The sequence below is a fragment of the Porcipelethomonas ammoniilytica genome (genome assembly GCF_025567485.1).
In the GTDB taxonomy this organism is placed as follows: Bacteria; Bacillota; Clostridia; order Oscillospirales; family Ruminococcaceae; genus Porcipelethomonas; species Porcipelethomonas ammoniilytica.
Genome location: NZ_JAOQKH010000016.1, coordinates 16734 through 31791, shown reverse-complemented (window position 1 = coordinate 31791; position 15058 = coordinate 16734). Strand labels below are relative to the sequence as shown.

Annotated in this window: 14 protein-coding genes and 3 tRNA genes; 5 read left to right on the top strand and 12 right to left on the bottom strand. The window is 35.6% G+C overall.

Annotation, left to right across the window (positions count from 1 at the left end):
* Window positions 1-261: 261 nt before the first annotated feature.
* The 3 genes from OCV67_RS10665 to OCV67_RS10655 form a co-directional block, all read right to left on the bottom strand.
* Window positions 262-351 (bottom strand) — tRNA-Ser (locus OCV67_RS10665).
* A 28-nt stretch (window positions 352-379) separates the two neighbouring features.
* A tRNA-Ser gene (locus OCV67_RS10660) sits at window positions 380-468 on the bottom strand.
* Window positions 469-560: 92 nt separating this feature from the next.
* Window positions 561-1880 carry a CCA tRNA nucleotidyltransferase gene (locus tag OCV67_RS10655; RefSeq protein ID WP_147643966.1) on the bottom strand — a complete coding sequence of 440 codons (1320 nt, stop codon included), beginning with the start codon at window positions 1878-1880 and terminating at the stop codon, window positions 561-563.
* Between the two features lie 220 nt (window positions 1881-2100).
* Here OCV67_RS10655 and OCV67_RS10650 point away from each other — a divergent pair, with 220 nt between their 5' ends.
* Window positions 2101-3519: a S1C family serine protease gene (locus tag OCV67_RS10650; protein WP_147643965.1), complete on the top strand. Its 1419-nt coding sequence runs from the start codon at window positions 2101-2103 to the stop codon at window positions 3517-3519.
* A gap of 65 nt (window positions 3520-3584) precedes the next feature.
* On the opposite strand, the gene OCV67_RS10645 is transcribed toward OCV67_RS10650, so the two are convergent.
* The 7 genes from OCV67_RS10645 to OCV67_RS10615 all read right to left on the bottom strand — a co-directional run bounded on the left by OCV67_RS10645 (window position 3585) and on the right by OCV67_RS10615 (window position 10149).
* Window positions 3585-5171, bottom strand: a complete 1587-nt coding sequence (locus tag OCV67_RS10645; RefSeq protein WP_147643964.1) for a peptidoglycan D,D-transpeptidase FtsI family protein — start codon at window positions 5169-5171, stop codon at window positions 3585-3587.
* Between the two features lie 57 nt (window positions 5172-5228).
* Window positions 5229-5669: a D-aminoacyl-tRNA deacylase gene (gene dtd / locus OCV67_RS10640; protein WP_147643963.1), complete on the bottom strand. Its 441-nt coding sequence runs from the start codon at window positions 5667-5669 to the stop codon at window positions 5229-5231.
* A 12-nt stretch (window positions 5670-5681) separates the two neighbouring features.
* Entirely contained in the window at window positions 5682-6416 is a 735-nt protein-coding gene (locus OCV67_RS10635) for a DUF5131 family protein (protein WP_147643962.1), read from the bottom strand.
* Window positions 6416-7135, bottom strand: coding sequence for an NAD-dependent protein deacylase (locus OCV67_RS10630; RefSeq protein ID WP_147643961.1), 720 nt, complete (start codon window positions 7133-7135; stop codon window positions 6416-6418). The genes OCV67_RS10635 and OCV67_RS10630 overlap by 1 nt, the downstream gene beginning before the upstream one ends.
* A gap of 227 nt (window positions 7136-7362) precedes the next feature.
* Window positions 7363-9117: a leucine-rich repeat protein gene (locus OCV67_RS10625; RefSeq protein ID WP_147643960.1), complete on the bottom strand. Its 1755-nt coding sequence runs from the start codon at window positions 9115-9117 to the stop codon at window positions 7363-7365.
* A 504-nt stretch (window positions 9118-9621) separates the two neighbouring features.
* Window positions 9622-9798 (bottom strand): hypothetical protein, encoded by a 177-nt coding sequence (locus tag OCV67_RS10620; RefSeq protein WP_178085101.1) that lies wholly within the window; start codon window positions 9796-9798, stop codon window positions 9622-9624.
* 275 nt (window positions 9799-10073) lie between these two features.
* A tRNA-Thr gene (locus OCV67_RS10615) sits at window positions 10074-10149 on the bottom strand.
* A 143-nt stretch (window positions 10150-10292) separates the two neighbouring features.
* On the opposite strand from OCV67_RS10615, the gene OCV67_RS10610 reads away from it, so the two are divergent.
* Both OCV67_RS10610 and OCV67_RS10605 read left to right on the top strand, forming a co-directional pair.
* Window positions 10293-11417: a hypothetical protein gene (locus OCV67_RS10610; RefSeq protein ID WP_147643959.1), complete on the top strand. Its 1125-nt coding sequence runs from the start codon at window positions 10293-10295 to the stop codon at window positions 11415-11417.
* Window positions 11418-11435: 18 nt separating this feature from the next.
* Window positions 11436-12050: a sugar O-acetyltransferase gene (locus OCV67_RS10605; RefSeq protein WP_147643958.1), complete on the top strand. Its 615-nt coding sequence runs from the start codon at window positions 11436-11438 to the stop codon at window positions 12048-12050.
* A 39-nt stretch (window positions 12051-12089) separates the two neighbouring features.
* Here OCV67_RS10605 and OCV67_RS10600 read toward each other — a convergent pair whose 3' ends face one another.
* Both OCV67_RS10600 and OCV67_RS10595 read right to left on the bottom strand, forming a co-directional pair.
* A complete protein-coding gene (locus OCV67_RS10600; RefSeq protein ID WP_147643957.1) occupies window positions 12090-13013 on the bottom strand; it encodes a S1 RNA-binding domain-containing protein in 924 nt (307 codons plus the stop codon).
* Between the two features lie 173 nt (window positions 13014-13186).
* Window positions 13187-13579 (bottom strand): hypothetical protein, encoded by a 393-nt coding sequence (locus OCV67_RS10595; protein ID WP_147643956.1) that lies wholly within the window; start codon window positions 13577-13579, stop codon window positions 13187-13189.
* A 184-nt stretch (window positions 13580-13763) separates the two neighbouring features.
* Here OCV67_RS10595 and OCV67_RS10590 point away from each other — a divergent pair, with 184 nt between their 5' ends.
* Entirely contained in the window at window positions 13764-13946 is a 183-nt protein-coding gene (locus OCV67_RS10590; protein ID WP_147643955.1) for a DUF951 domain-containing protein, read from the top strand.
* Window positions 13947-13981: 35 nt separating this feature from the next.
* The gene (prfA, locus tag OCV67_RS10585) at window positions 13982-15058 is read left to right on the top strand and encodes a peptide chain release factor 1 (protein ID WP_147643954.1); all 1077 of its coding nucleotides are present in this window, start codon (window positions 13982-13984) and stop codon (window positions 15056-15058) included.

Genomic DNA, 15058 nt, shown 5'->3' with positions numbered 1-15058 from the left:
CGGCATCACGAAATTCGTGATACCAGACAAAACGGTCTTGAAAAGTTTTATACTATTCTACATATGAAAAAAGGCATATCTGAGATTACTTTTCCCAAATTTGCCTCTGAATTCTGAAATATTAAAAAATCGCGGGTTCGAATCCTTCTTATTGGGTTCATTCATCCATGGTTTTTAAGCTTGATTTTTCGCCGTCAGAGTAGCAAAAAAACCCGTAGATACGGACTTTGCGGACTATTCATCTTTTTTATAGTCACAATATGGCGGAGAAGGAGGGATTTGAACCCTCGCGGCAGTTTCCCACCCTACGCCCTTAGCAGGGGCGCCTCGTCACCACTTGAGTACTTCTCCATAATGACAAAAAGAATATAAAATAAAATGGCGGAGAGGGTGGGATTCGAACCCACGGTCCCTTGCGAGATCACTGGTTTTCAAGACCAGCTCCTTAAACCACTCGGACACCTCTCCATTGCTTGAATCAGCTTATTTATTATATCGCATCTCAAGCGAAATGTCAAGAGATTTATGAAAAAATGTGAATATTAACAAGTTTCAACATATTATTTTAATGATTTTATATAATTTATAATAGAAATTTTATTATTTTCCAAATTTTCATATATAACTTCTTTTAATAAATACTCAAGCATTTTGCCGTTTTCTTTGCCTTCAAATCCCAATTTCATAAGATCATTACCGTTAACTGCAAGTCCTTTTAAAGTATAACACTCTTTGTTTTGTATTATTTCTTTTGCTGTTTTTTCCTGCCAATTGGATTTTTTCAGACGTTCACGGCAAAATTCCTGCTTGGACATAGAATCTGCTCTCTGTACATTAAGAAGATTTATAAAATTTTTTATGCCGATCTTATTCATAAGAAGCTTGATTTCAGGTTTATTATCAAGTTCATCACTATGATGATAAATAACACAAATAATATCTTTGATGTCTTTTGATGAAAATCGTAAACGCTTTAGTATATCATATGTCATTTCCGCACTTTTAACTGCATGACCTTTAAAATGTCCTCTTCCGTTTTTATCCAATTTAAAGCAATCCGGCTTAGCAATATCGTGAAAAAACATTGCTGTTCTGACGTTTTTTTCTGGTACAGATGCACCTACCGCATGAATAGTATGTTCCCATACGTCATATTTATGATATGGACTATATTGTTTAAATCCATATGATTTTTTAATTTCCGGTATAAAAACTTCAATAACGTCACAATATTCTCTCAAAATTTTTTCTGCACTGTTTCCAAGAAGAATTTTTACAAATTCTTCCCTGATACGTTCGGCAGATATATTTTTGATAAGATATGCATATTGGTGAATCATTTCGCTTGTTTTATTTTCAATGTGAAATCCAAGCTGCGAAGCAAATCTGAGCGCTCTGAGGATTCTTAAAGCGTCTTCTGTAAAACGCTTCACCGGATCGCCTACAGTACGAATAATTTTGTTTTTCAGATCAGATCTTCCGTTAAAATTATCAGTAAGCTCACCGGAGGACTTCATTGCCATAGCATTGATCGTAAAATCACGCCTTTTTAAATCATCATACAAATTACAGGAAAATGTAACCTTATCCGGATGGCGATTGTTACTGTAAGTACCGTCAATTCGGTATGTGGTTATTTCAATTTTTCGGGAATCGATTATTATTGTTACTGTACCGTGCTTTTCGCCTATATCAATTATCTTGTGTTCTTCAAAGCACTTTTTTATTTCAAAAGGAAGTGCATTTGTTGTAATATCAAAATCACTGGGTATCTTTTGTAGCATAATATCCCTTACGCATCCACCCACAATATATGCTTCAAATCCTCTGCTGCTAAGCTTTTTCAAAACATACAGAACATAATCGGGAAGCTCAAACAAACCATTCACCTCGAAGTTATTTTATTGAAATTTATTATTTTTATTATATCATATAGTATAATTTTTTTCAATTCTTCCTATACACAAAATATAAATTGTATCTTAACATTCATTTTACTGGTTTTTCTAAACGTTATCATAAAATTTTCACATAAAAAGGTATAATATAAATATAGCAAAAAACAAAAAACATGATTTACATAGAAAGGGTGTTTTAAATATGGATAACTTCCAGAATAATAACAATTTAAACAATAATGAAAACGGTCAGGAACAAAATAATACTCAAAGCTCATTCAGCTATGATTATGCCAAAAATGATACTATTAACACGTCTGGTACTGTTGTAGAAGAAAAACCCAAAAAGAAGAAAAAAGTTTTTACAAGAGTTATTGCCTTTGCAGTATGTGCAGCTGTAATTTCAGCAGGCTCAATATCGGCTTATAGATATATTGACGATAATTTCTCATTTGAAAACTTTTTCGGTCGTGGTACATCCGACAGTTCTGAAGCAGATCTTTCATCAAAAGAAGCAAGTAAAACAAACAGTAATGCTTCCAATGAAAAAAGTTTAATCGAACTTGCTTCCAGAGAAGACAGTCTTTCCGTACCTGATGCTGTTTCAAAGGTAATGCCGGCAGTCGTAGGCATCTCATCTGAATTTCAGGTAAGCGGTCAGAATAACAGCAGCAACTGGTTCTTCGGAAACTACGGCGGTCAGACCAATACTCAGGTTGCCACTGCAACGGGTACCGGTATCGTAATGACCTCAGAGGGATATATTATTACTAATGCTCATGTAATTTATGACACAGGTACTGATACAAACTACGGAAAAGCAACAGGCGTATCTGTTTTAATGTCTGACAAAACAGAATATGAAGCAACTATTATAGGGTATGATACAGATACAGATATTGCAGTTTTGAAAATTGATGCAAGCGGTCTTACGCCGGCTGAATTCGGAAACAGCGACGATCTTCAGGTTGGTGAGCTGGTTCTTGCAATCGGAAATCCGCTGGGATTTGAACTTTTTGGTTCTGTAACAAGCGGTATTGTTTCGGCTTTGAACCGTGAAATCAATATTAACGATAAAAAAATGAGTCTTATCCAGACTGACGCTGCGATCAACTCCGGTAACTCGGGCGGACCGCTGGTAAACAGCTATGGTCAGGTAATCGGTATAAACTCTGCTAAAATGACATCAACTTATTCAAGTGCGTCTGTTGAAGGCTTGGGATTTGCAATTCCTATTACACAGGCTAAAACTATTATTGACGATCTGATCAATTATGGTTATGTCAAAGGCAGACCTCAGCTTGGTATTACATGTATAGACGTTGATGAAACCACAGCAAACCTATATAATATGTCTGTAGGCGCTTATGTTCGCTCTGTTACTCCAAACGGTGCTGCTGATCTTGCAGGTATTCAGGAAGGTGATATTATTATTGGTGTTAATGGTACCGCTGTTTCAACTACTGAAGAAATCAATGAAAAGAAAAATGAATTTAAGGCCGGAGATACTATAACCTTAACTATTTCAAGAAATGGTAAGGATACAGATGTACAGGTAACTTTACAGGAAGTAACTCAGGGCGATACTCTCTTCGGAGATCAGGAAGCTGTTGAAAACTAAAACAATTTACTCTCCTATTCTAATATAATCAAATATCCGGATAGAAAAAACTATCCGGATATTTTTTATTTATATATGTCTGTGATTCTTTCTGCTATTTCTTTAAAAATCGGAGCCGCACAGTCATTTCCGTAACCGCCGTCCTCACACAGAACCGTTACTGCATATTTCGGCTCGCTTACCGGAAAATAACCTGTGATCCAGCCATGACATATTTCTGTTTCATCTGTTCCGAATCTGCCGGTCTGAGCCGTAGAAGTTTTTCCTGCGGCATATGCGTTGCGGGGGCGGGCATTGGAATTTTCATTGTTATTTACTGCTGCGATCATTAGATCCTGTAATCTGAACGCAGTATTTCTGTCCAATACCTGAGTATATTTTATCTGTTCTTCATTTACAATTGTTTCACCGTTATTTGTGATTCCCTTTACAAGTCTTGGTACAAATAGCTTTCCCTCATTAGCTATTGCCGCTGTAAATGTACATATCTGAACCGGAGACGCCATAAGCTTTCCCTGTCCGAATGAAAAATTAGCTTTTTCCGCCGGCAGAGATAAATCGTCTAAGCTTTGTAAATTACCTCCTGACGCTGTAATTCCGGATGCGAGAGGTATGCTCATTCCAAATCCCATTTTTTCAGCGGTTTCACGAAATAACTGATTGTCTATATGCTTTGCAAGTTCAATAAAATAAGTGTTGCATGAATTAGTCATAGCTTCTGTCATATTTTGTACCCCATGTCCGCTGAGGTCATGGCATTTAAAAACCTGACCGTCAATTTCAGTATAACCTGTACAATTATACGAAAAATCCTCATTGATTCCCTGAGCAAACGCTGCCTGTGCTGTAATAAGCTTAAAAATTGAACCTACATTATATGAATACAAACATCTGTCAATTAAAGGAGAATTCTTGTTATTTACGGCTTCTTCAAGATTTTCTACGCTGTAAGAAGGAAAGCTTGCCATGCCCAGAATATCACCTGTACGTATATCCATTACTACTATAGCGCCTTTTTCTATTTTCTTTCCGACAAGCTCACAAATTGCTTGTATATATTTGTCAATAGTAAGTACGACTCCTGCGGTCATTTCGTCATCTGCTTCAATTTCTTTATTAAGTCCCTGCAAAACAGTTCCTTGTCCGTCTATACTGTAGGTAACGGTATTTTTTTGTACATTAGATCTTAGAAAATCATCATACGCAGCTTCAATTCCACTTACTCCTTTACCGTCCTGTACATAACCGATTATATGCTGTGCAAGCTGATTGTCGCCGTATCTTTCAGGAATTTCAAATACTGTTATATCGTCGCTTTCAAACTCGCTGCAGTTTACCTGACAGACAAAAGGACTGCCGTAAACAAGCTGTGAATAAAACTCGTCTTTATCTGTTACAGCCGGAAGAATTTCCTCGGTCGCAGAGGAAGTCGGATTTATAACCGCATAATAATTCGTCTGATTATTTATAAGCTTATTGTAATTTCGGTCGTAAATATTTCCGTTTGTGTTTCCTACCGTAAGCTTATAAACGCCTTGATTTTTTCCCGTCTCAATATAATCATCATTTCTAACGATTACATATATTCTCATATATAATACTGAAAACATAAATGCAAATGTAACCGCCAGTATTATCAGTCTTTTATACATAAAAAATCCCTCCTGCTTTTATTATTGACTCCGCAGAAGAGATTAAACATATATACACTATAAATTCTCAAGTACTACTGTAAAAGGTCCGTCATTTAAAAGTTCAACTTTCATATCAGCTCCGAATACGCCTTTTTCTACTATTGGTACATGCTTTTTGCATTCACTGATAAATAATTCATACAACTGTTCGGCCTTATCGGGCTTTCCGGCATTGATAAAATTGGGTCTGTTACCCTTACGGCAGTCGGCATAAAGAGTAAACTGAGAAATAACAAGCAGAGATCCGTTTACGTCATTAACTGATAAATTTATCTTATCGTTTTCATCAGAAAAAATACGCAGTTTTACTATCTTATTAACAAATTTTATCACGTCTTTTTCTGTATCCTCCAGACCAACTCCCAAAAATACAAGCAAACCGTTTCCTATTTTTCCTTTAATTTCGCCGTCAACTTTAACCGACGCATGAGTTACTCTCTGCAATACTACTTTCATGTTACACTTCCTTTAGTATTTTAATAAGTTATTACGTATATTTATACCGGCTTTTTTGGCTTGTAAATGCTGATATTTTCTGGGTATTCTGTAAAGTACGCCGTCTTTCATTAATTTTGCGCCTGTCTGATGAAAATGAAAATCAACGTTTTTTTCAATGCACTGCTCTCTGATGGATAAAATCCACTCATACTTACAAATCCGTGCATTTTCACCTGATTCACCACCAGCAGAAACCTGTTCGATTTGTTCATTTAAATATTCCGACAAATTAATTTCTTCAATCAGCGGAGCGCATATTATAACCTTATGTTTAATGGGTGCTTCAAGAAATATCGGCAGTCTGAAATCAGCAGTACGCTGACATTCACAGGTACAGCCGATTATTACGTTATCATATCCGTTTCCCCAATCCTCGGGAAGCCCTTCATAGAATCTGTGAATACGCTTGGTAATAATAAAAAAGTCCAGATCTCTGCGCCTTTTTATAATTTGCCATATATCGCTGCGCCATTGGTCAGCTTCGTTGATAAAGAAATCAGAAGTCAAACATGTTGCAACTGCAAAACCGTCGTTCTGAAGTTTCCATTCTCCTGACCTGTCTCTGTTAAGCGGCATATCAAAATTGCTTGTTTTCTCAACCTTTCCGCTGTCTTTACCGTATCTGGAATCTGTACGGTAAACATAACAATTCTGACATCCTTCGCTTATTTTATGACATCCGTGCCATGGATTCCATGACTGCATCAGTTTATCTCCGTTTCTGCAAATATTTTTCCAAGACTGTCATGAATTACCAGATCGCAATATATATCAGCAGAAGTTTTAGTTTTATTTATCAATACCAGCTTGCAGGTTCTTTTTCGATATTGGATAAGTCCGGCAGCCGGATAAACGTTAAGAGAAGTGCCGCCTACTATTAATAAATCAGCGTCTGTAATAGCCTGCACAGATTTTTCAACAGTATTATCGTCAAGTCCTTCCTGATACAAAACAACATCGGGTTTAATAATTCCACCACACTTACAGTGGGGTATTTCTTTGCTTTGACGAATATATTCGGCATCATAAAATTTATGGCATTTCATACAGTAATTTCTGAGTATTGAGCCATGCAGTTCATATACAATTTTGCTTCCGGCACGCTGATGAAGACCGTCGATATTCTGAGTAACAATTGCTTTCAGTTTTCCTGACCGTTCAAATTCAGTCAGTTTGAAATGAGTAATATTTGGTTTTGCGTCAAGGCAAAGCATTTTATCACGGTAAAATCTATAAAATTCTTCTGTATTTTTCATAAAAAAATCATGACTTAAAATTATTTCCGGAGGATAATCATATTTCTGATTATAAAGACCGTCAACACTTCTGAAATCGGGAATCCCGCTTTCTGTAGAAACTCCGGCGCCTCCGAAGAAAACTATATTTTTACTTTCATTTACAAACTGTTGAAACGATTTATTCATTGCTTTCACCTATAATTTTAACGTAATAATGCCTGTTTCTGGGATCGTCATATTCACAAAAATAAACTCCCTACCATATCATTATAACACACGCTGTTAATAATTTCAATATCAATCGAACGAGAAAAAATCTGTTTCTCCAACGTATAACGTTTAGCAGAAAAAATTACAAGCGGCAGAATTACTCCTTGCCGCTTGTAACGATATCAATTAAGTTTAGTTACTAGTTATTTCCAATTAATTATGTTTCCATTGCTGTCTTTTAATGTATAATTACTTAAACTGCCAGTAAAAATAAGTGTTTTATTATTGTACATGTCAACCTCACTGCTGTTCAATGTAATTATTGAATAAATAGGATTTTTGGGAGCGCCCAGATTAATTTTAACAGGAGATGTTGTTGTTGCTGCCATATATGCAAATACACCGTTTTCAATTGTAAGGGAATTTACAAATGGAAGGTTTAATTGTCTTAGCTGATTACAATTACTAAAAGCAGATGCGTTTATTTTTGTTAATTGACATACTCCATAGGCATCCGAATCAATATTGAAACTTGTCAATGACGTACATCCTGCAAAAGCACTGGTTCCGATAGTTCTTATATAACGTGGTAAAGTAACAGATTGAAGCTGAGTACAGTTTGTAAATGCACAGTAATTTATTTCAGTTAATCCGTATAAACTGGTCAGATTAAGTGATTTAAGCTTACCACCATAAAAAGCAAAGTTATGTATAGTAGTTACACTTCCGGGTACGGTTATAGTTTCTAGATTTAATAATCCGCTGTTTGCACCGGGTCTGGGGGCATCAGGATAGCCGATTTGTGAAACAGTATAGGATTTATTATCATTGGAATTATATACAATTCCAGGGATACTGAAGTTTTTTACTCTACTATCAATTAATCCCATAAATGAAACGCTGCTGCCATTGATTTTATATGAAGCGCCATTATAAATAAAATCACCATTTATATTGCTATTTATAGGTGAAGTTATATTATATGGATTTAGAACAGCGTGTCCGAGATTACTTGATCCTTTATTAATTATATTCTGCAAAGCCGTTATATCATTTTCATTAATAACACGATTTTCATCAGCGTCTGCGGCCTGTAATGGAAATTCTGCCTTACCGGTTGTCAGGAAGCTCTGAAGCTTGGTAATATCATTTGAGTCGATTTTACCATCCAGATTTAAATCGCCTATTTTACATACTCTTTCAACATGACCATTACGAGCCAAAATTCTTAGTCTGCTTGCAGTTGCCGCATAATATGTTATGCTTCCGGAATTATTATGATATGCTATGCGTGTCTGATCCCAATCGATTTCACAATGACCGTCAGCATTACATTGAGCAAATGTTATATTACTTCCGGAAATACCGGTAATAATAATACTGTGATTTGCTGCAGCTGATTCATATGTGGATATTCGTAAAACATCGCCTAATTGAGGCTGATATAAACTTTTAGTACCGTCTGAATATGTTATATATCCTGTACTATCAATAGGATACCGACAGAATACGCTTGCCTTATAAATATCTGACGCTATTTTAAGGGCAAATGCATAACATTGGGAGTATGTTGTATTATGAGGTTTACCTCTGTCATCAGTATAATGTTCGATTATCATACTGTAATCCGGTTTATAGAATTGAAAATATGTAGTACTATCCATTATATTGCATCGATCGTGATTAGCGCTTCCTTCATATGTTGGCGTACATGGAGTTAAAGAAAAGGAATCTAAATTTCCGCCGTTCCAATAAGTCTGCTGATCATGAGCTGTTTCTGGATATTTTGATTTTTCTTCATTAACATAAGTGCTCCAATTATTTTTAATTTCATTTTGTGTACGAGAGCCATTTTTAAAAACTGTTGGCGGATCAGCTGATACACTAATAAAAGACATAGAAGATGCTAATGTAAGTACAGCGCATCCAATTGATAATATTTTTTTCAAACCTTTCATTTTTACCTCTTTAATAAATTTATTTAACCATGGTTATGTTTTAATTATATACCAAAAATTTACAAAAATCAACATAATAATAAAAATTAATTAAATTTGAACAAATATTTATTTTTTCTTAAATATTATGTGTATAATATTACTATGAATTTAATAGTGCTATCAGGTACATAGTCGTAATTTTGTAAAAAATATGCCTCATATCACGAATAATAACTTTGAATATACAAAAAAGTAGATAATGAAAAAGAAAAGTGATAAAAGTGATATAATAAAGGAAAACAGCGTATTGTGCCTGACTGCTACTAATATGCATTCGGATATTTTGAAATACAATACCGTATAAGGATTGTGCGGCTAAATTGTTTTTTGATAGTTGTTTTTTGAAAAATACGGATTAACCCAGGAAATGTTCAATATCATTTTTATGAATCAATAATTCTTGGTATTTATAAATGATAAAAATGACCGTCGAAAAATCGGCGGTCATTTCAGGTTATAACATCAGACAGTGTATCTGTGTTTCTTATCGTCGCATTCAACGAATACGTTTATTTTAACGCAAGACTCATTATCATCATGTTTATCATCGGGACATGATACTATTGGTTCGGACTTAGAACATTTATCGCATTCAACGTAGATATTCAGTTCAACACAGCTTTCATTCTTATCTTTCATTTCACTTCACCTCCATGTTATAGAATATGATTGAAGAGGAAAAAGCGTTACATAATTTATGTTGATTTTGGTGCTGGATTTTCTCAATAATATAATGGTATGTTGTACACGAATGTGAAATACAACAAAGCTCGGATACGTTAATTAACAGATATTTTACGGCATTAAAATTGAATTAAATTTAATTTCTTTGACTGTTGCTAACAAACAGCAAAAAAACGAAAACAAACGCCGTTTACAATTTCTTGCAAACGGCGTAGCTATGTGGTTTATGCTGGAGCTTGTGACGGGATTCGAACCTGCGACCTGCTCATTACGAATGAGCTGCACTACCAACTGTGCTACACAAGCAACATATTTATTTTAACATGAAAGTTTAAATATGTCAAGAGTGTGTGATAAAAATAAAAATTTATAAAAATATAAAAATAAAATTGTAATTCCTGAAATATTATGATATAATAAAAATAATATTGATTTTGGAGGAAAAAATAATGACAAAGGGCAAAAGATTAGGATTTTCAATATTTGTTGCGGTACTGACTGTAATTTTGATTGCCTGTATCGTGTGCACGATAGGCATTAATTACATATTCGGTTCAAGCAGCAATTCCGGAAGCATCTTCGGTAAAAATATATACATAATGAATACTGCCGATATGATGCCGGAATTAGAAAAAGGAGCGGCTGTAATAGCAGAGAAAAATGAGATTACTGTCCTGACAGAAGGAAATGTTATCCTTTTTAAACAGGATAAGAATGAAAATGTCATGAGAATCGTTGAGGTTGTCCATAATACGGATAGTACAGTATACCGTGTTTCCGCTGACAGCAAGCAGGATGAAATAATTGACGTTCCAAAGGAAAATGTTATAGCAAAATGTACAACGGAAAGCATCAGTCTTGGTAAGGTGATAAAATTTTTTAAAGGAATTACCGGTATACTTGTCGGAATGATTTTTCCTTGTGTTATTCTTCTTGCTATGTTGATTTTTAAAATTTATTCTGTACGCAAAAGAGGTAACGAAGAGGAAGATGAAATGTTTTATGTTCAACCGGAAGGAGAAGACGTTAATAACGATTCGTCAGGTACGTCTGCAAATCCGCTTTTTGATCCGTTAACCGGAGTAAAGCCGGATATAAGTTTTGAAGAAAAAAAATCTTCAATTGCTGAAAACTTTTCAATGAAACCGGCGGCTAAAAGGAATATTTCTGATAACAATAATATTCAATCGGAAAATGCCGTTGAAAAATTCAGAGCGGCTGTTGATGATAAACCGTCAGCGCCTGTTACACGCAGACCGTCTCTTGCTCCGGAAGCATCCAGAAATGACAAAAATCATAAGATGGCAGCTATTAAGGCGGCTTTAAATAAAAAAGTTGATGCAGACGATAAGATTGACCTTGAAAAGACGGCTGCATTTAAAATTCCGGCTGCACAGGAAAAAACTGGAGAACCAAAGTCCCAGCCTGTCAGACAGCAGACAGTGTCTCAGCCGATCCAGAAAAATCCGGTGCAGAACAAGCCCGTAAAGAAAACCGTACCCAAAAAGCAGGATAATATTCATTCAATTGACGATTTAATCAAAGCTTTAGAAGAAGAAAAGAAAAAATTATAATAAACAAGGAGATTTTGTATGACTCAAAAGGAACGTATGCTGGCAGGTCTTCCTTATAAAGCTTGGATGGATGGTCTTCCGGAAGAAAGCATGGAAAATGCTGTCAGAGTATATAAATTTAATAATTGTCATCCGGAAGATATCGTATGCGCCGAAAGGCTTATACGAAGTATTCTTGGGAGCGCCGGAAAAAATATTACCGTCAGAGCTCCGTTTCATTGTGATTATGGTAAGAATATAGAAGTGGGAGATAATTTTTACGCAAATTTTAATACCGTAATTTTAGACGTAGGTAAAGTAAAAATAGGCAATAACGTTCTTCTGGCTCCTAATGTTTCTATTTACACAGCCGGTCACCCTATTCATCCTGATTCAAGAAATTCCGGATATGAATACGGAATAGCTGTAACGATCGGAGATAATGTCTGGATCGGAGGAAACAGTGTAATCAATCCCGGAGTGACAATCGGCAATAACTGCGTTATAGGTTCCGGCAGTGTTGTAGTAAATGATATTCCTGAAAATTCTATTGCTGTCGGCAATCCGGCAAAAGTAATACGCCAGATAACCGATGAGGATAAAAAATATTATTTTAAAAACCGTGAATTTGATGTTGATGATTATAATGCATAAAATTATTTAAAGGAGCTTTAGTATAAAAGCTCCTTTCACTTATTCGAATACAGATTCGATAATTTTATCTGATGAATCCGGAGGATATCGCCATTGTGATATATGGGAATCGTTTACAAAATATTTCAGCGGAGAAGGTTTGTATTCTGCATTAAAAATATCAACAATTATAAGTTTTACTTTCATTTTTTCCGGTATTACGGCTTTTATGTAAACGCTGGCATACTGTCCGATTTGAGCGTTTTCTCTAGGTTCGGCCAGACCGGCGAGGTTAGGAGACAGCTCAATAAATATACCGTAATCTTCTATGGAGCGAACTATTCCGGATACGGTTTCTCCGGCTGTAAACATATCTGCATTTTCTTGCCATGTTCCTAAAAGTTCCTTATGAGACAGCCATATTCTGTCAGAATCAATACCTTTAATAATTACTTTGATATCCTGTCCGGGATAAAATCTGTCAGATGGGTGAGAAATTCTTGAAACAGAAACCGCATCAATAGGAATTAAAGACGGTATGCCGCAGCCGATATCCACAAAGCAGCCGAATTGTTCCAGATGAGTTACCTTAGCTGGAACAATATCACCCGGAGAAAGATTCTCTATGTATTGTTTTCGGCATTCTTCCTGAACAATACGTCTTGAAAGAATAGCGGTTTCATTTCCATTGCTGTCTGTATTAATAGATATGACTTTAAAGCAAACAGGCTTGTTGACTTTGGAAATCAGAGCAATATCTCGGGTTTTACCGCTTTCAATACCAATTGCTCCCTCTATTCTCGGAATAATTCCCTTGATGCAGGGAAGATCAACAATGATGTTATGTTCACTGTCACAAAGTGCGGCACGCCCTTCAAGTATTTTGCCTGATGTCATTGCTTCGTGAAGACCTGCAATGCTTCCGGTAAGCCTTATGTTTTCAGCTGTGTTTATAAGGCAGCCTTCAGGTAGATAGTTTTTCATTTATTCCTTGCCTTTCCGATTCACTGAATCTGTTTTTTATTGTTATCCGTGACTTTTATGATAATACCGTAAGATTAAGTATTATCAATTTGGATAAGTTTACTTTACAGCAGTACCGCAGAAGTACTGCGGTATGCCATAAAGTCTTAATGGTTAATTTATATGAAGCAGATTTATTTTTTATTACTGTAATTTTCGTCAAGCTTGATATCGTATCCGCCTTCAGACAAAAGTATTTGTGAAATTTTATGTCTGTTGGAAAAATCGGTAATTATTTCAATTCTTACCGATTGTGTGAGCAGCGGTTCAGGAATTAAAGCTTCGCTGACCGGTCTTGAAACTTGTGCGGTAATATAATTGTAAGAATTTATAGCTGTAGGCAAAAGATAAAAAACATCACCGTGGGTCGCATTCTTTTTTTCATGATTTTGAAGATGTCCCTTATATTTACTTTGATTTTGAAAAATTGTTATTCTTTTTGTACCGTTTACGGTCTCACGAATCCGTTTTGCAGCAAATTCAGCAAATTCTATCTGTTCAAATTCACTTGTTATTCTTGAAAACATAAAAACCTCCTTGCAATTTTTATTATTTTTGTATAAATTCTTGAAAATATTTAAAGAAAATATTGCCTTGATGCAAAAAATAGGGTATAATAAAAAAGAATTGCGTTTATTGAACCGTAAAATGACGTCATGCAAAAAATTTATGCTTAACTTTTACGCCCAAAACTTCAGAATGGAGAAACATATGGATATCAGACCTAAGGATATACTTATTATGAAAAAATTCCATCCCTGCGGAGGAAATGAAATGTTTGTTATTCGTTCGGGAATGGATTTTAAGTTAAGATGTATAAAATGCGGACATGAATTCATGGTTCCCAGAAATAAAATTGAAAAGAGAATAAAAAAAGTCATACGTGAAGAATAATTTATCACAATAGTAACAGCAGAGGTGGAAAACAGATGATTGAAAAAGTAAGATTAATGGAACAAAGATATAACGAACTCAGTAACAAGCTTTCTGAGCCTGGAATTGCAGACGATCAGAAGCTTTTTACAGATTTGATGAAAGAATTTAAAAATCTTACTCCTGTTGTGGAAAAATACAGAGAATATGAAAAGGCGGCAAACAGCTTTAACGAAGCTAAGGAACTTCTTGAAGCCGGCGGAATGGACAAAGATTTTAAGGAAATGGTTCAATCTGAATTTGATGAGTCTAAAAAAGATATGGAAAAATTTTCTGATGAACTTACTATACTTCTTCTGCCAAAAGATCCTAATGATGATAAAAGCGTAATTATTGAAATCAGAGGCGGTGCAGGAGGAGAAGAAGCAGCTTTGTTTGCTAACTCTCTTTATAGAATGTATTCCATGTATGCTGAATCGAAGGGCTGGAAGCAGGAAATTCTTAACGCTCACCCTACAGAGCTTGGAGGATATAAGGAAATAAGCTTTTCTATTGAAGGCGAGGGAGCTTATTCAAGACTGAAATATGAAAGCGGCGTACACCGTGTGCAGAGAGTTCCGGAAACCGAGTCTCAGGGCAGAATACACACCTCAACGGTTACTGTTGCAGTTCTTGCCGAGGCAGACGAAGTAGAGCTTGAAATTAATCCGGCAGACCTTAAAATTGATGTTTTCAGAGCAAGCGGCGCAGGCGGACAGCATATTAATAAAACTGAATCGGCTGTTAGAATTACTCATCTGCCTACAGGCTGTGTTGTTGAATGTCAGGATGAGCGCAGTCAGTTTAAAAATAAGGATAAGGCAATGAAAATTCTCCGTTCACGTCTTTATGAAATGCTGCTTAATGAGCAGAATGATAAGATTGCGTCCGAGAGAAGAACGCAGGTTGGTACGGGGGATCGTTCCGAGAGAATCAGAACGTATAATTATCCTCAGGGCAGACTGACTGATCATAGAATTAATCTGACTATATACAGACTTGAAGAAATATTAAACGGAAATTTGGAGGAAGTGCTGAACGCTTTGGCTACTGCCGATCAGGCAGCAAAGCTTGCTATGCAGCAGAATCAGTAA